The organism is Rhodomicrobium sp. (genome assembly GCF_047605405.1).
GTDB lineage: Bacteria > Pseudomonadota > Alphaproteobacteria > Rhizobiales > Rhodomicrobiaceae > Rhodomicrobium > Rhodomicrobium lacus.
Window position 1 is genome coordinate 95407 of sequence record NZ_JASGFR010000001.1, and the last position, 16348, is coordinate 111754.

Genomic DNA, 16348 nt, shown 5'->3' on the forward strand with positions numbered 1-16348 from the left:
CCTTCGGGCGGCTTTTGTGCGTCGCAGCTGAACCTTGCCGACCAGCCGGAACTCGAATACCGGATTGCCCCTAAGCCGCTCCCGGTCCCTTCTTTTCGAAGGCGAACGAGACCGTGTAATCTTGCGGGGTCGTGCCGTCGCGGACGGGAATCGCGACGTCCCGCACCAGAGCGAAGTATGAAATCGGGTTCTGCGTGGTGATATTCACGGAGACGTTGAACGTCTCGGACTTGACCTTGTTCTTCGCCTTGTCGAGCACCTGCATCGTGATGGAGAGCGCGACAGCGCCCGGCTTGCCCTTGGGGCCGAGAAGCACACGGCCGGCGAGGCCGTATTTGACCTGCACCACACCCAACGTGGCCTGACACTCGCGCGCCGTCTTCGTGATTTCCGCGCGATGGATGACCGCAGACGCATCGCCGATGCGGTTGCTTTCATAGATCGTCACGTAACGCTGGCCGCCCTCGACCTGAAGGGGAGGGCATCCCGCCGCCGCCGCCATTTCCACCGGGCCATCCGAGTTCGTGCGCGCCGCCGTGATCATACTGTCTTCAGTGATGATCGGGGTCCACGACGGCTCCGCCTTCTTGCTTGAGAAGATACCGCCATCGCCGATGGACGGCATTTGCGACAGCCCGCAGGCGCTTACCGACACGGCGATGCAACCGCAACCGAGCAGCCGCGACACTGCCGTTAAAGACCCCCTCATATGCCCCATCGTTCCTTCTTTACCAAAGGTTTGAACGCTTCCCTCAAAGCCCGCGACTTTGAGTAGCGTTGCTTTTTTATGGTTTGTCGCGCTCATTATTGCTACAACATGGCACCGGATTTCGAGCGCGCGCCGCGAGCCTAACGAGCCGGAGAGAGGGCTGCAAGCTTCGACGCTCCCCTTCCCTGCCAAATTTGACCTTTTTGCGGAGTTCCGCACGCCTTTTGCGATCGCTCAGTTCTGGAGATGGACCTGATGACGGAAAAACCACGCCTTGAAGTTCTCCTCGCCGCGCCCAGAGGGTTTTGCGCAGGCGTGGATCGCGCCATCCAGATCGTGGAAATGGCGATCGAGAAATTCGGGGCGCCGGTTTATGTCCGTCATGAAATCGTCCACAACCGCACGGTCGTCGAGAGCCTCGAAGCGAAGGGCGCGATCTTCGTCGAGGAACTGAACGAGATTCCAAATACCGACGCGCCGGTCATTTTCTCTGCGCATGGCGTCCCGAAGGCGGTGCCCGTGGAGGCCGCGAAGCGCAATTTCTTCTATCTCGACGCCACCTGCCCGCTCGTCTCCAAGGTGCATTTCGAAGCTGAACGCCATCACAAGGCGGGCCTTGAAATCATCCTCATCGGTCATTCGGGCCATCCGGAAGTGATCGGAACGCTGGGCCAGCTTCCGGAGGGGGCCGTCACCTTGATCGAGCAGGTCAAGGATGTGGAAAATTTCAAGGCGCGCGATCCGGCGAAGCTCGCCTATATCACGCAGACGACGCTTTCCATCGACGATACCATCGAGATGATTTCCGCACTCAAGGCGCGTTTCCCGCTGATTCAGGGACCGGCCAAGGAAGACATCTGCTACGCCACGACGAACAGGCAGCGCGCGGTGAAAGCCATCGCCAGCAAGTGCGACGCCATTCTTGTCGTCGGCGCCCCCAACAGTTCCAATTCAAAGCGGCTCGTGGAAGTGGCGGTGCGGGCGGGCTGTCCGAAGGCGATGCTGGTGCAGAAGGCGTCGGAAATTCCTTGGGACACCATCGAAGGCATCGGAGTGCTCGGCTTGACGGCCGGGGCATCGGCACCCGAGGTGCTCGTCGACGAAATCATCGAGAAATTCAAGGCGCGCTACGAAGTCACCGTCGAAATCGTTCGTACGGCAACCGAGGACGTGATCTTCAAGATCCCCCGCGCGCTCCAGCAGGCCGCCGCGCAGTGAGCGCAGCGCGAAACGCGTAACATGGCTGTTTACACCGAAGTTTCGGTCGAAGATCTCGACGCGTTGCTGGCGAAATACGACATCGGACAAGTGATGGCCTTCAAGGGCATCGCGGAAGGCGTCGAAAACAGCAATTTCTATCTGGGGACGGACAAGGGCCAGTACATCCTCACGCTCTACGAAAGGCGTGTGGCTGCGGGCGATCTGCCGTTTTTTCTCGGCCTCATGGAGCATCTCGCGCAGAAGGGGGTGAATTGCCCGTTGCCGGTGCAAGACCGCGAGGGGCGCATCCTTCAGACGCTCGCGGGCAGGCCGGCGGCGTTCGTCACTTTCCTGCCGGGGTACTCCCTCAGGCGGCCGCGGCCCGCTCATTGCCATTCGCTGGGGGAAGCTCTCGCGCGCCTCCATCTGGCCGGACGCGACTTTGCGCTTCACCGCGACAACGCTTTGTCGGTGAGGGGCTGGCAGGAGCTTTTTGCGAGCATAGAAGGGCTTGCCGACAGGCTCGTGCCGAAGATCTCCGTATCGCTCGAACGCCATCTCGCCGATATCGCCGCGCACTGGCCGACTGAACTCCCGCAGGGCGTCATCCACGCGGACCTTTTTCCCGACAACGTCTTCTTCCTCGATAATCGTGTGTCGGGCCTCATCGACTTCTACTTCGCGTGCAACGACCTGTTCGCCTACGATCTGGCAATCTCGATGAATGCGTGGTGTTTCGAAGGGGACGGCGCTTTCAACGTCACGAAGGCGCGCGCCTTGTTCGCCGGCTACAATTCGGTGCGCGCGCTGGAAGCGGACGAGGTGGCCGCGCTGCCGCTCCTCGCGCGTGGGGCGGCGCTCCGCTTTTTCCTTACGCGCGCCTTCGACTGGTTCAACACGCCGGACACTGCCTTCGTGAAACGGAAAGACCCGATGGAATACTGGCGCAAGCTCGCCTTTCACGACGGCGTGAAGCACGCTGGCGCCTATGGCCTCTGAGGCCGAAGCCCCGCGCGAGGGCACGGTCGTCGTCTATACGGACGGGGGCTGCCACGGAAACCCCGGTCCCGGCGGCTGGGGCGCGGTGCTCGTCTACAAGGGCCGCGAGAAGGATCTCTGGGGCGGCGAGCCGCTCACCACCAACAACCGCATGGAACTCATGGGCGCGATCAAGGCGCTCGAAGAATTGACACGCCCGTGCGAGGTCGATCTCTTCACCGACTCCCAATATGTGCGCAACGGCATCACCCAATGGATCGGCGGCTGGAAGGCGAACGGCTGGAAAACCGCCGCGAGGAAGCCCGTCAAGAATGCCGAACTCTGGCAGCGGCTCGACGCGGCGCGGCAGCGTCACGACGTGCGCTGGCACTGGGTCAAGGGGCACGCCGGCAACGCGCTGAATGAACGCGCCGACAAGCTCACGCAGAAGGCCATCGCCGAGCAGAAAGACATCATCAAGGGCGGCGGCGCTCCCGTCTCTCTGCCAGATGATGCCGTTTAGTTTGCGTCCGGTCGCTGCGGCGGCGATGCGCTTAAAGCTCGGCCAGTAACTTCTCCGCGCTCGAAGCCTCCGCCACGGAGGGGTTCTCCTCGACATGGAGCGCTTTCACGACACCGTCCTCGAGCAGCATCGCATAGCGCTTCGAGCGCAGGCCGAGGCCGAACGCGCCCGCGTCGAGATCGAGCCCGGTCGCCTTCGCGAAATCGCCGCTGCCGTCGGCGAGGAACACGATCCTGTCCCCGGCTCCGGTGGATTTTGCCCACGCGTCCAACACGAACACGTCGTTCACGGCAGTGCACGCCACCACGTCGACGCCCTTCGCCTTGAAGTCGTCCGCGTGCTCGATGAAGCCGGGCAGGTGCGCGAGGCTGCATGTCGGCGTAAACGCGCCGGGAACCGCGAAGAGCACGGCTTTCTTGCCGCCGAAAAGCTCGTCCGTGGAAACATCGGCCGGGCCGGACGCGGTCATGATCTTGAATGTCGCATGGGGGAGGTGAGTGCCGGGTGCGATCGTCATGATTTCTCCTCTGCGCCGCCATTGGGTGGCGGACTTGCGCTTTGAAGGAAGCGGGCCGCGCATTGTCGGAACACACCCTTCCGGTAGCCACGTATGAAGCAGGGCATTTCCCGACAATCCGCCGGATGCCGCTTCACGATGACTTGAACGCGCGCCAGCCCGCGCAAGACCAACTCGCATAAGACCAACCCGCCCATCCGACTTTCGGGGAAGGTGGCGGAAAGCCTCGCTTTGGTCCAAAAGATGTTGCCGCTTACAGCGTCGGCTCATACTTTCGCGCCAATCCCGGTGCGAGAACCGGACGCGCCGCATTGCGTCATTGTTTGGGGGAAGGCGATTGGCTCGTCGGTCTTTCGTTCTGTTCGTCTTTTGGGGCATGCTTCTGGCGTGCTTGCCCGAGGCTGCCCTCGCCGCCGACGACTTGATCAGCAACATCTTCGGATCCGGCGACTCCGAAAAAGCGGGTGCGCAGACACCTCCGCAGCGCCCCCCAAGGCAGGCCGCGCCCAGGGCTCGAACCCCCAGGCCCGCAAACAAGGGCATCGAGAACCGGATCAACCCGAACCGCCGCTCAGGCAAGGAGGGATCCGCCGAGGCGAAGCTCGATATCGAGCAGGCGCGCGAGCTTTACATCCGCCGCAAGACGCGTCTCGAAGAGATAAAGGCGCGCCAGGGCGAACTGTCACGGGACAAGCGCACGCTGGCGAGCAATCGCGCCCGGCTTCAGGCGCGGCTCGTAGAGACGGCGCGCTCGCTGCGGCTGTCCGAGAAGCGCCTTTCGGAGCTTGAGGCACAACTCGCCGAAACGCGCGAAAAGATGAAGGACCAGCGGACGAAGCTCGAAGCCAAGAGCCAGCAGCTTTCTGCGCTCTTTGCTCTCATGCAGGGACTATCGCGCCAGCCGCCGCCGCTTCTCATCACGCACACGCGCGACGCGTTGAAGATGATCCGCAGCGGCATGGTCCTCGCGACGTTTTACGCTGACGTCGAAAAGCTGGCCGCTCAGCTCACGGCTGATGTCGATGCGCTGGAAGCGACCGAGAGGGAGGCCGCGCTTCAGGAACAGCGCAGGAGGAACGAGCAGGCGCAGAACGTCAGGATCAAGGGGCAACTCGATCTTCTGCTCGCTGAGAATCGGGAGCAGATCCAGGCGAACGCCGCCACTCTGGAGAGATTGGGCAGCGCGACGAAGATCAACGTGGCCGGGATCAAGAGCCTCGAAGACATGCTTCCAGCCGTGAGCGCGGCCGCAAGCAAAGATGAAGCCGCCGGCAAGTCGAGCGAACTCAAGCCGGATGCAACGCGGGTTGCACTTCAAGGCGGACGGATGAAACCGTCGATCCCCTTTGCTGCGGCGCAAGGTCTCCTGCCCATGCCGGTGCAGGGAAAAGCGCTTGTCAACTTCGGGCAAACAACCGAAGATGGCACCCCATCGAAGGGTATTCACCTAGAGTCGCGCCCCGGAGCGCAGGTCATATCGCCTTGCGACGGTCAGGTTTTGTTCGCCGGGCCGTTCCGCTCTTTTGGTCAACTCTTGATTATCGATGCCGGTGGGGGCTATCATGTTGTAATAGCAGGCATGGAGCGGATCGAGGTCGAGCAGGGTCAATTCGTTCTCGCCGGCGAACCCCTGGCAGCGATGGGCACAGAGACCCGCGCTGACGGGATGACGCCGAAACGCCCATCACTCTACGTGGAATTTCGTAGAGATCAGCAGTCTGTCGATCCCGCACCGTGGTGGTCCGCGGGAGGAAAAGGTTGAATATACATGCGCAAATCCGACCTCGCGCTCGGTGCTCTTCTTGTTGCGCTGGTTTGCACAGCCAGCTTTTTCATACTGCAATCCACGCGCCGGGATCAGGCTATCGCTGCGAACGCGGAAATCTACCGCCAGCTCGACCTGTTCGGAGAAGTGCTCGAGCGCGTCCGCGCTGAGTATGTGGAGAAGCCGGACGACACCAAACTGATCGAGAATGCGATCAACGGAATGTTGCAGGGGCTCGATCCGCATTCGAGCTACCTCACGCCGAAAGAATTCCAGGACATGCAGGTCCAGACCCGCGGAGAGTTCGGCGGGCTCGGCATCGAAGTCACGATGGAAGATGGCGTGGTCAAGGTGATTTCGCCCATCGACAACACGCCTGCCGATCGTGCGGGCGTGCTGGCGGGCGATTACATCACGCATCTCGACGGCGAGTCCATTCAGGGGCTGTCGCTCAACGAGGCTGTGGAGAAGATGCGCGGGCCGGTCGATTCGCCGATCATGCTCACGATCATGCGCAAGGGTGCGAACGCCCCGATCCAGACGCGTGTCGTGCGTGACATCGTTCGCATCAATCCGGTGAAATACAGCGCCGAGGATGATGTCGGCTGGATCAAGGTCAAGACGTTCCAGAGCGAGCACACCTACGAGTATATGAAGCAGGGTATCGAGGATCTCAAAAAGACCATCGGGCCGAAGCTCAAGGGTTATGTCCTCGACCTGCGCAACAATCCCGGCGGTCTTCTCGATCAAGCCATCGCGGTGTCCGACGCTTTCCTCGACAAGGGCGCGATCGTGCTGACGAAGGGGCGCAATGCAAGCGAGTCGAGCCGCGCGAGTGCCAAGGCCGGCGATGTGACCGATGGAAAGCCCGTCGTCGTTCTGATCAATGGCGGTTCGGCCTCTGCTTCGGAGATCGTGGCGGGCGCGCTGCAGGATCATAAGCGCGCCGAGGTCGTCGGCACGCGTTCATTCGGCAAGGGCTCTGTTCAGACCATGATCCCGCTCGGCGCAAATGGCGGCCTTCGCCTGACGACGGCGCGTTATTACACGCCGTCCGGACGTTCGATCCAGGCAACGGGCATTTCGCCGAACTATCTGGTGGAACCCGAGCTACCCGACGATCTCAAGCAGCAGATGGCATCCTTCACGCCGAAGGGCGAGGCGAGCCTGCGCGGGCATCTCAAGAACGAGGGCGCGCAGGAGGCTTCCGGCAGCATCTCCTATGTTCCGAAGGAGAAGGAAAAGGACGTGCAGTTGAAGGCAGCTATCGACCTTCTGCACGGAAAGAAGATCGAAGTGGCCAAGAAGGTCGAGAATGCTGCGGCCCCGGCTGCAGCGGCGGCGGCGGAAGTTCCGAATTAAACTTTCGCATTCGCGTCTGCGATCCTATAGTGAAAAGGTTCATGCGAGAGCGTGAGCCTTTTTTGCTTTCGCCGAAGCACAGGGGTGCTCAATGAGAACGCTTTTGATCGTCGCCGGGCTTTTCTTCACGCTTTTCGGAGGGGCAATCACATGGTTCGCCTTGTCCGATCCCGGGCATGAATACGACATCAGTCTGGTGATCCCGATCGATACGCGGCACATGCCGCGCCAGGTCAACATGCCGAAGGTTGAGGCCGCAACAAGTGAAGCAGGGGACACGGCGCCCGCGGATGGGCGCGCGGAAGCGGGAAGCGCACCCGTTCTGCCCGAGCGTCCTCCCGTTCAACTCAACTATTCCAGCGGGGCCGCATCGGAAGCGCCGCGATAGGCTCACCTCCGGGACTCGTTTGATCGCGGAAATCCCGCCCTTTCATATGTGTCGTTGAGATAGTTTCCCCGACGGCGTCACTCGGTCCATGCCGACAGCCAGACAGCGGTTCGAAGCGCGTTCGAGCGAACGGATCTTGCTACAGTGAACGAGACGCCTCGAACAGGAGAGCCCGCATTTCGGGAGCAACATCCGCCCGACAATCCCCCCGCAGCATCATAAGGAACAACCGCGATGCTCATCCAACCCTCCACTCTTCCATACCGGCTCTGTGCCGGGATCGTGCTTCTGAACGCCGAACGCCGCGTCTGGATCGGTCACCGCACGAAAGACTTCGCTTCGGGTGAGGCGAATCGGCGCTGGCAGATGCCGCAGGGCGGGATCGACAAGGGTGAAGACCCCAGGGCAGCCGCGTTGCGCGAACTTCACGAGGAAACGGGCGTGACGAGCGTGTCGGTCCTCGCGGAATCGCGGGACTGGATCTACTACGACCTTCCGTCCGAATCCGTCGGCAAGGCCCTGAAGGGTAAGTATCGGGGACAACAGCAGAAATGGTATGCGATGCTGTTCACGGGGGACGAGTCCGAGATGAATCTCAAGCTCGACGGGCACAAGCCCGAGTTCGATTCCTGGCGCTGGGCAACGCCAGCCGAAGTCATCGACGAGATCGTGGGTTTCAAGCGCGCTGCGTATGAGGCGGTTTTCGCTGAATTTGCTGAACTTCTCGTTCCATGAGGAATGGTCTTTCGCAAAGGCGAAAAACGATCATTCAATTCGCTGCACCGGGTTGCAATGCGTGAAGGGTCTATGCTAGAAGCGCGTCAGGCATAAGCCGGGCTTCAAATCCGGACATTTAATCACCTATTTCAGAGCATGCATCGACGCTCTTCGCGTTCGGCGGCTCTTTGACTGTTGGAGAGCACGTCTTGGCGCGGACCATCGCAGGATCGACGGTAGCTGAACGTTACGCAGGAGCGCTTTTCGATCTGGCACGCGCGGATAACGCGGTCGGCAGCGTCGAAGCTTCTCTCGAAATTTTCCAGAAATCGCTGCGCGAGAGTGACGACCTTCGTCGCCTCGTGCTGAACCCGACATTCTCCATCGCAGAGCAGGAAAAGGGCCTTTCGGCCGTGCTCAAGGCGGCGGGGATCGAGGGGCTTGCGCGCGACTTTCTTATCGTTCTCGCGAAGAACCGGCGCCTTTTCGCCGTCGAGAACGTGATCGCGGCCTTCCGCTCGCTTGCTGCCGAGGAGCGCGGCGAGGTCGAGGCTGAAGTCATTTCCGCCGTCCCGCTGAGCGAGGCCCAGACACAGGATCTGGTCGACACGCTTCGGCAGAAGCTCGGCAAGACGCCCAAGCTTACGGCGATTGTGGATTCGAAGCTGCTCGGCGGGCTTGTCGTCCGCGTCGGCAGCCAGATGATCGATACGTCCTTACGTACGAAATTGAAAAACCTCGAAAAGGTGATGAAAGAGGCCAGCTGATGGAGCTAACGGAAATCCGCCCGTCCGAGATTTCTTCGATCCTGAAGGAACAGATCAAGAATTTCGGTCAGGAAGCAGAAGTCTCCGAGATTGGGCAAGTGCTCTCCGTGGGCGATGGTATCGCTCGCGTTTACGGTCTCGATAACGTCCAAGCCGGCGAAATGGTCGAGTTTCCGGGCGGCATCCGCGGGATGGCGCTGAACCTCGAAGCCGATAACGTCGGTGTGGTTATCTTCGGCTCGGACACCAACATCAAGGAAGGCGACACCGTCAAGCGCACGGGCGCCATCGTGGAGACGCCGGTCGGCAAGGGCCTGCTCGGTCGCGTGGTGGACGGTCTCGGTAACCCGATCGACGGCAAGGGTCCGATCCAGTACACCGAAAAGCGTCGCGTTGACGTCAAGGCGCCCGGCATTCTTCCCCGCGAGAGCGTGAAAGAGCCGATGCAGACGGGCATCAAGGCGATCGACGCGCTGATCCCGATCGGCCGCGGTCAGCGCGAGCTGATCATCGGCGACCGCCAGACCGGCAAGACCGCCGTCGCGCTCGACGCGATCCTCAATCAGAAGTCCGTGAACGCCACGGGCGACGAGAGCAAGAAGCTTTACTGCATCTATGTGGCGGTCGGCCAGAAGCGCTCGACGGTCGCTCAGTTCGTGAAGGTTCTGGAAGAGCAGGGCGCGCTGGAATACTCCATCGTCGTCGCGGCTACCGCTTCCGATCCGGCGCCGATGCAGTTCATCGCGCCCTATACCGGCTGCGCGATCGGCGAATGGTTCCGCGATAACGGCCAGCACGCGCTCATCATCTATGACGATCTGTCGAAGCAGGCCGTGGCCTATCGCCAGATGTCGCTGCTGCTCCGTCGTCCGCCCGGACGTGAAGCCTATCCCGGCGACGTGTTCTATCTGCATTCCCGCCTGCTGGAACGCGCGGCGAAGCTCAACAAGGATCATGGTTCGGGTTCGCTGACCGCTCTTCCGGTCGTCGAGACGCAGGCGAATGACGTGTCCGCCTACATTCCGACGAACGTGATTTCGATCACTGACGGTCAGATCTTCCTTGAGACGGACCTTTTCTATCAGGGCATCCGTCCGGCGGTGAACGTCGGCATCTCGGTGTCTCGCGTGGGCTCGTCGGCGCAGATCAAGGCCATGAAGCAGGTTGCGGGCGCCATCAAGGGCGAGCTTGCGCAGTACCGCGAAATGGCGGCGTTCGCGCAGTTCGGCTCCGACCTCGACGCCGCGACGCAGCGGCTTCTCGCTCGCGGCTCGCGCCTCACCGAGCTTCTGAAGCAACCCCAGTTCTCGCCGCTCAAGGTGGAAGAGCAGGTTGTGGTGATCTATGCCGGCACGCGCGGCTTCCTCGATCCGATCCCGGTTTCGTCGGTCGGCGAGTTCGAGCGCGAGTTCCTGACGCTGCTCCGCAACGAGCACAAGGACCTGCTGGACACGATCCGCGACTCCAAGGCGCTTTCGCCGGATTCGGAGCAGAAGCTTAAGGACATCCTTACCGATTTCTCGAAGCGCTTCTCGGCGTAATCGGGCCCAGCGGAGACACCAATGCCGAGCCTGAAAGACCTAAGAGGCCGCATCGCGTCGGTTAAGGCCACGCGCAAGATCACGAAGGCCATGCAGATGGTGGCCGCCGCGAAATTGCGCCGTGCGCAGGACCAGGCCGAAGCGGCTCGTCCCTACTCCGAGGGTCTGGACCAGATCCTCGGCAAATTCGGCGGCAAGGCGATACCGAGCGGCCCTCTGCAACTCCTGTTGCAGGGGACCGGCAAGACGCAAACGCATCTGCTCGTGGTCGCCACCGGCGAGCGCGGGCTCGCAGGCGCGTTCAACTCGAACATCGCCCGTCTTGCCCGAGACCACGCCCGCCAGCTTCTCGCTGAGGGCAAGTCCGTCAAGATCATCACCATCGGTCGCAAAGGCGCGGACGTGCTGCGTCGCGATTTCGGCAAGCTGATGATCGACCATATCGACCTGCGGAGCGTGCGCCAGATCGGCTACGTCCATGCGCTCGATATAGCGCAGCGTGTCGCGAAGCGCTTCGAGGCAGGCGAATTCGACGTCGCTACTCTCTTTTATTCGCAGTTCCAGAACATCATCACGCAGAAGCCGAAGGCGAGCCAGCTTCTCCCGGTGGAACTCACCGCCACCGAGGGGAACTACGAGTTCGAGCCGGACGAAGCGGAAATCCTGATCGACCTCGTGCCTCGCGCGCTCGCGACGAAGATTTTCAGCGCCCTGCTGGAGAACAACGCGGGCTTCTACGCGTCGCAGATGACCGCGATGGACAACGCAACGCGCAACGCGGGCGACATGGTCGGCCGCTATACGCTTGAGTATAACCGCGCGCGTCAGGCGATGATCACGAAGGAACTGATCGAAATCATCTCGGGCGCGGAGGCGGTCTAGCCTCCGGTTCCGAAGGCGCGTGCGTTTGCGCTCGCGCCGCTCCGCCGGGCAACGCGTTTGTTTCGGCTGTTGTTTTTGGGTCGTTTCCGTCCTATTCAGATGGTGCGGCCTGTAGAAACGCAGGATTTCGGCTCCCGGCGCGGCGTCCGTCGCGAGGGGTGCTTATCGCGTCGGTCCCGCGACCGGCCAGGGAGGCAGCCGAAGCAAGCGACCCGTAAGGGTTGCGCGGCGTGAAATGAATTGAGTGCGGCATCGGACGCTCGGAGTTCGTCGTCGCATCTGACAAAGATGGACCGGTTTTGGGGAAGACAAGATGAGCGATAGACGAGTTGGCCGTATCAGGCAGGTCACGGGCGCCGTGGTGGACGTGCAGTTCGATGGGCCGCTGCCGTCGATCCTGAACGCGCTTGAGACACAGAACCACGGCAGCCGCCTTGTGCTTGAGGTTGCCCAGCACCTCGGCGAAAGCACCGTCCGCACCATCGCCATGGATTCGACCGAAGGTCTCATTCGCGGTCAGGAAGTCACCGACACCGGCGAAGCGATCTCGGTTCCGGTCGGCGAAGAGACGCTCGGCCGCATCATGAACGTCATCGGCGAGCCGATCGACGAAGCCGGCCCGATCAAGTCGAACCAGCGCCGCCCGATCCATGCGCAGGCGCCGTCGTTCGTCGATCAGTCGACCGAAGTCGAAGTGCTCGTCACCGGCATCAAGGTCGTCGACCTGCTTGCGCCTTACTCGAAGGGCGGCAAGGTCGGCCTGTTCGGCGGCGCGGGCGTCGGCAAGACGGTGCTCATTCAGGAACTCATCAACAACATCGCGAAGGGCCACGGCGGTTACTCCGTGTTCGCGGGCGTTGGCGAGCGTACGCGTGAAGGCAACGACCTTTACTGGGAAATGATCGAGTCCAAGGTGAACGTGGACCCGCACGAGAGCGGTTCCGCACAGGGTTCCAAGTGTTCGCTGGTTTTCGGCCAGATGAACGAGCCCCCCGGAGCGCGCGCCCGCGTGGCTCTGACCGGTCTCACCGTAGCCGAATATTTCCGCGACCAGGGCCAGGACGTGCTGTTCTTCGTGGACAACATCTTCCGCTTCACGCAGGCGGGTTCCGAAGTGTCCGCTCTTCTCGGCCGTATCCCGTCGGCCGTGGGTTATCAGCCGACGCTCGCGACCGACATGGGCGCGCTTCAGGAGCGCATCACGTCGACCTCGAAAGGCTCGATCACGTCCGTGCAGGCCATCTATGTGCCCGCCGACGACTTGACCGACCCGGCGCCTGCGGCTTCGTTCGCTCACTTGGACGCAACGACGGTGCTTTCGCGCTCGATCGCGGAGAAGGGCATTTATCCGGCGGTTGACCCGCTCGACTCGACGAGCCGCGCGCTTGAGCCGCGCATCGTCGGCGAGGAGCATTACAAGGTCGCTCGTCAGGTGCAGGCCATCCTTCAGCGCTACAAGGCGCTTCAGGACATCATCGCGATCCTCGGCATGGACGAACTGTCCGAAGAGGACAAGCGGACGGTGGCGCGCGCCCGCAAGATCGAGCGCTTCCTGTCGCAGCCGTTCCACGTCGCCGAAGCGTTCACTGGCAAGCCGGGTGTGCTCGTCGACGTGAAGGACACGGTGAAAGGCTTCAAGGGTCTCTGCGAGGGCGATTACGATCATTTGCCGGAGCAGGCGTTCTACATGGTCGGCACCATCGACGAGGCCATCAAGAAGGCCGAGGAACTGGCCGCCGCGGCCTAAGGCAGTAACGGCCGCCTTCGCACGCGTCGTTTGGCGCGTGTCCGGGCGGCCTTCGGATTTTTACGGACCAGCGCCGGAGAACGGACCGAGATGGCCGATACCATTCATTTCGAACTTATTTCACCGGATAAGCGGCTCTTGTCCGCCGATGTGCTTGAGGCTGTGCTTCCGGGGCAGGAAGGCGACCTTTCTGCGCAAGCGGGACGTGGCCTTCTTATTCTCAAGTTACGCCCCGGCATCCTGACGACGCGCGCAAAGGACGGCGAAAAGCAGTTCTTCCTGCGTGGCGGCTTTGCCGATGTCGGGCCCGAAAAGGCGACCGTATTGGCTGAATTCGCCATTCCGCTCGAAGAGCTGACGGGGGCTGTCCTGACAGACGAGATCGCGCAGGCTCAGCAGGAACTCGACGAGGCGAAGGACGATGCCCGCAAGATCTCGTCGTGGGATCGGCTGGAGCGCTTGCAGACCTTGAAAGCACGCTTGGCCCTTTAAGTGGCGTCGGCACCGCACGCAGCCTTGCGATGCGCGTGTCGGTTTCGGCAAGGCACGGTGTTCGCGCGTGGGGGGAAACTCCCGCGCGCTTTTCTTTTGTCCAGCTCTGTCGACGTGGCCGGGATCTCGTCGCGCCACGCGCGCCGATGGAGCGCGCACCGACAAGCGAGCCACTGATCCCGACGGTAGCCGCACCGTCGCTCGATTAACCGCCCCATCACAATAATCTTCAAAAATTCGCTGAAACGCTTTTTACTGTGTGGAGAAAAAGTCGTTTCAAGGCTGGACGTCTGCGCAGCTTCAGCTAAGCATATGGAGCAGAGCGGATAGCCGTGCGCGGAGCGGATAGGCATGGGAAGCGAGACAGGCGTTGTCGTCGCGCTTTGGGTGTGGGCGTATGGGACGAGGTCGGGTGCTTTTGGAGAGACCACGAGATCGAGCCGACCCGGCGTCGCTTCGGAGCGAAGCTTGAACACGCCTCGGCCAGCTTCGGAATGCGTGGCGAGTGGCCGCCACGGCCGCTGCCCGCTACGGCGACATTCCTGTGGGGCGCGCCGCGCTTCGACGCAATCGATCCCGTCTTTCGGAGGTTGCAGACCGCATCCGGCGAGCGCGTGCGAGCCAGCCGCCGGACGTTGTGACCGATCCTTTCATTCGTCTTCCCTTGCACGTGCCCGCCTCAATCGATCCTCCCTGACAGCGGACGCGAAATATACCCTCAAGTCTCGAATTACACACCATGGCTGGTAAGCGGCACGGTCTCAGGCTTGACAGGCGCCACCGCATACGGCGTTCGGGCGCCAAGCTGAGGCTTGCGGTCGCGATCTCCGCATGCGGTGTGGTGATAGGCACCATCCTTTTTTTCTGCGCTGTCGTGAACGAGGCGCGTTCCTATGCGGAGAGCCGGGCCTGGAACGATGTCTCGACCCTCTCGGCCGCTTTCGAAGAGCAGGCGCGCCTGAACGTCGAGATGGTTGCGAGCGCGATCCGATTCCTGAAGCCGAAACTCGCAGCGCAGGGAACCAGCCTCAACCTCGCCGACTGGCGAACGTACCTTCCGGCCCTGGCCACGGCCTCAACCACGGTGCAGATCTCTTTCGTCGGGCCGGAAGGAAAGCTGCTTTCGTCGTCTCTCAGCCAGAACCCGCAGCCGGTAGACTTGTCTGACCGCGACCACATACGCGTCCATTTGGAGGGTCGGCCGGGGCTTTATTTCGGGAAGCCGGTGATTGGCCGCATCTCGCGGCAGTGGACGATCCAGATCACGGACCGGGTGGAGGGCCCGGACGGAAAGCTTGCGGGCATTATCGTTTTCTCGCTTTCGCCGGAATCGCTGACGACGCTTCAGCGATCGATCAACCTCGGCAAGAGCGGCAGCCTGATGGTTCTGGGCACCGATGGTGTTATCCGTGCCTCCTTTGCGAACTGGCAGGAGTCCGACCGTGCGCTTCTGGGAGCGGTGTACCCTGACTTGCAGGCTCTTACGGGCGGTCAGGACGCCGGGCTCAAACGCGCCCGTAATCCGCTGGACGGTTCCGACACCTTTTTCCGCTGGCGCAAGGTTGGCGACTATCCGCTTCTCGTCATGTCCAGCATCGCCGAGCGGGACGTTTATGCGTCCGTCGACAGCAGCGTGGCGAAGCTGGGGGTGCTGTGCGCTGGTGTTCTGGCTCTCCTCCTCACGCTGAGCTGGGTTCTCGTTCGGGAGATCGGTCGTCGCGTGGAACGGGAAGTCGCTCTTTACGATGGAAGCCGCAGGCTCGCGCTGGCAAACGATAGCCTGCGACGCCGTCACCGCCAGCTTGGTCGAACGAGCGCGGCTCTGGCGGCAGAGCGCGGGCGGCTTCAAAACATCAACGCCGAACTGGAAGCGGCGAAGGAACAAGCCGACGAGGCCAACCGGCTGAAGACCGCGTTTCTCATGAATATGAGCCACGAGTTCCGGACGCCGATGCACGCGATCCTGAACTACGGCTCGTTCGGGTTGAAGGCGGCGCGCGGAGGAGATCAGGCCCGGCTGGAGAAGTGCCTGACGAACATACAGACAGCGGGCGAGCGCCTGCTTGGCATGCTGAATGCGCTGCTCGATCTGTCGAAGCTCGAATCGGCCTGGTCGGATCTGCACAAGGAGCGCGGAAGCCTGATGAGTGTGGCCCGCAAAGCCGGGGTCGAACTCGGCTCACTTGTCGAAGACAAGGCTCTCTGCTTGAGTTTTGAGGCGCAAACCGGCGACGTTGAGGCGGTGTTCGATGCGCGGCGCATGATGCAGGTTTTCGTCAATCTGTTTTCAAACGCGATCAAGTTTTCTCCAAGGGGCGCAACCATCACGGTCACATTCGCCGACGCAGTCATGCCGGACGGCAGCGAGGCCATTCACTGTCACATAAAGGACCACGGTATCGGCATCCCGGAAGGAGAACTCGATCGCGTGTTCGACAAGTTCACCCAAAGCAGCAAGACGGATACGGGAGCCGGCGGCTCGGGGCTCGGTTTGACGATATGCCGGGAAATCGTTCGGCTGCACAGCGGCCGCATCTGGGCGGCCCCTTCGGAATCGGGGGCCTCAATCCATTTCATGATCCCGAGAGGCCGCGACAGTCGGGTTGCCGCATCCCGTCCGGGAGAACCGGCAGCAAGCCCTGAAAACTCCCCGCGCGAGGGCGACTAATCTCGGGTCAGGCGCAGATTTATCGGTGAAGTTGCTTTCTCCAAGCTTTCTATTTTCATCCGTTTCTTACGGAAATGGTTGGACCCGCTATC

The 16348-nt window shown here is 61.7% G+C and carries 15 protein-coding genes; 13 read left to right on the plus strand and 2 right to left on the minus strand.

Features of this window, described 5'->3' with window-relative positions; all coding sequences use genetic code 11:
* Window positions 1–70: 70 nt before the first annotated feature.
* On the minus strand, window positions 71–709 hold the full coding sequence (locus QM659_RS00405; RefSeq protein WP_127077630.1) for a hypothetical protein: 639 nt from the start codon (window positions 707–709) through the stop codon (window positions 71–73).
* A 246-nt stretch (window positions 710–955) separates the two neighbouring features.
* Here QM659_RS00405 and ispH point away from each other — a divergent pair, with 246 nt between their 5' ends.
* From ispH to rnhA, 3 genes are read left to right on the plus strand one after another with little or no spacing between them, the layout of a single operon-like run.
* Window positions 956–1927 carry a 4-hydroxy-3-methylbut-2-enyl diphosphate reductase gene (gene ispH, locus QM659_RS00410; RefSeq protein WP_210210997.1) on the plus strand — a complete coding sequence of 324 codons (972 nt, stop codon included), beginning with the start codon at window positions 956–958 and terminating at the stop codon, window positions 1925–1927.
* Window positions 1928–1948: 21 nt separating this feature from the next.
* Window positions 1949–2908, plus strand: a complete 960-nt coding sequence (locus QM659_RS00415) for a homoserine kinase (RefSeq protein WP_415186965.1) — start codon at window positions 1949–1951, stop codon at window positions 2906–2908.
* Complete coding sequence (rnhA, locus tag QM659_RS00420) at window positions 2898–3410, plus strand: ribonuclease HI (protein WP_415186966.1); 513 nt, start codon at window positions 2898–2900, stop codon at window positions 3408–3410. The genes QM659_RS00415 and rnhA overlap by 11 nt, the downstream gene beginning before the upstream one ends.
* A 31-nt stretch (window positions 3411–3441) precedes the next feature.
* On the opposite strand, the gene QM659_RS00425 is transcribed toward rnhA, so the two are convergent.
* The gene (locus QM659_RS00425) at window positions 3442–3927 is read right to left on the minus strand and encodes a peroxiredoxin (protein WP_415186967.1); all 486 of its coding nucleotides are present in this window, start codon (window positions 3925–3927) and stop codon (window positions 3442–3444) included.
* A 337-nt stretch (window positions 3928–4264) separates the two neighbouring features.
* Here QM659_RS00425 and QM659_RS00430 point away from each other — a divergent pair, with 337 nt between their 5' ends.
* From QM659_RS00430 to QM659_RS00475, 10 genes are all read left to right on the plus strand, one after another.
* Window positions 4265–5689 (plus strand): murein hydrolase activator EnvC family protein, encoded by a 1425-nt coding sequence (locus QM659_RS00430; RefSeq protein ID WP_415186968.1) that lies wholly within the window; start codon window positions 4265–4267, stop codon window positions 5687–5689.
* A 6-nt stretch (window positions 5690–5695) separates the two neighbouring features.
* Window positions 5696–7054, plus strand: coding sequence for a S41 family peptidase (locus QM659_RS00435; protein WP_415186969.1), 1359 nt, complete (start codon window positions 5696–5698; stop codon window positions 7052–7054).
* A 91-nt stretch (window positions 7055–7145) separates the two neighbouring features.
* Window positions 7146–7442, plus strand: coding sequence for a hypothetical protein (locus QM659_RS00440; RefSeq protein ID WP_127077623.1), 297 nt, complete (start codon window positions 7146–7148; stop codon window positions 7440–7442).
* 234 nt (window positions 7443–7676) lie between these two features.
* On the plus strand, window positions 7677–8177 hold the full coding sequence (locus QM659_RS00445; protein ID WP_303485002.1) for an RNA pyrophosphohydrolase: 501 nt from the start codon (window positions 7677–7679) through the stop codon (window positions 8175–8177).
* A gap of 191 nt (window positions 8178–8368) precedes the next feature.
* The gene (locus QM659_RS00450; protein ID WP_127077621.1) at window positions 8369–8926 is read left to right on the plus strand and encodes a F0F1 ATP synthase subunit delta; all 558 of its coding nucleotides are present in this window, start codon (window positions 8369–8371) and stop codon (window positions 8924–8926) included.
* Window positions 8926–10467: a F0F1 ATP synthase subunit alpha gene (gene atpA, locus QM659_RS00455; protein ID WP_127077620.1), complete on the plus strand. Its 1542-nt coding sequence runs from the start codon at window positions 8926–8928 to the stop codon at window positions 10465–10467. Before QM659_RS00450 ends, atpA begins: the two co-directional genes overlap by 1 nt.
* 21 nt (window positions 10468–10488) lie before the next feature.
* Window positions 10489–11349: a F0F1 ATP synthase subunit gamma gene (locus tag QM659_RS00460; RefSeq protein WP_127077619.1), complete on the plus strand. Its 861-nt coding sequence runs from the start codon at window positions 10489–10491 to the stop codon at window positions 11347–11349.
* Between the two features lie 313 nt (window positions 11350–11662).
* Complete coding sequence (gene atpD, locus QM659_RS00465; RefSeq protein ID WP_127077618.1) at window positions 11663–13096, plus strand: F0F1 ATP synthase subunit beta; 1434 nt, start codon at window positions 11663–11665, stop codon at window positions 13094–13096.
* Between the two features lie 90 nt (window positions 13097–13186).
* A complete protein-coding gene (atpC, locus tag QM659_RS00470) occupies window positions 13187–13588 on the plus strand; it encodes a F0F1 ATP synthase subunit epsilon (RefSeq protein WP_127077617.1) in 402 nt (133 codons plus the stop codon).
* Between the two features lie 739 nt (window positions 13589–14327).
* Window positions 14328–16256 (plus strand): ATP-binding protein, encoded by a 1929-nt coding sequence (locus QM659_RS00475; RefSeq protein WP_415186970.1) that lies wholly within the window; start codon window positions 14328–14330, stop codon window positions 16254–16256.
* Window positions 16257–16348: the final 92 nt, after the last annotated feature.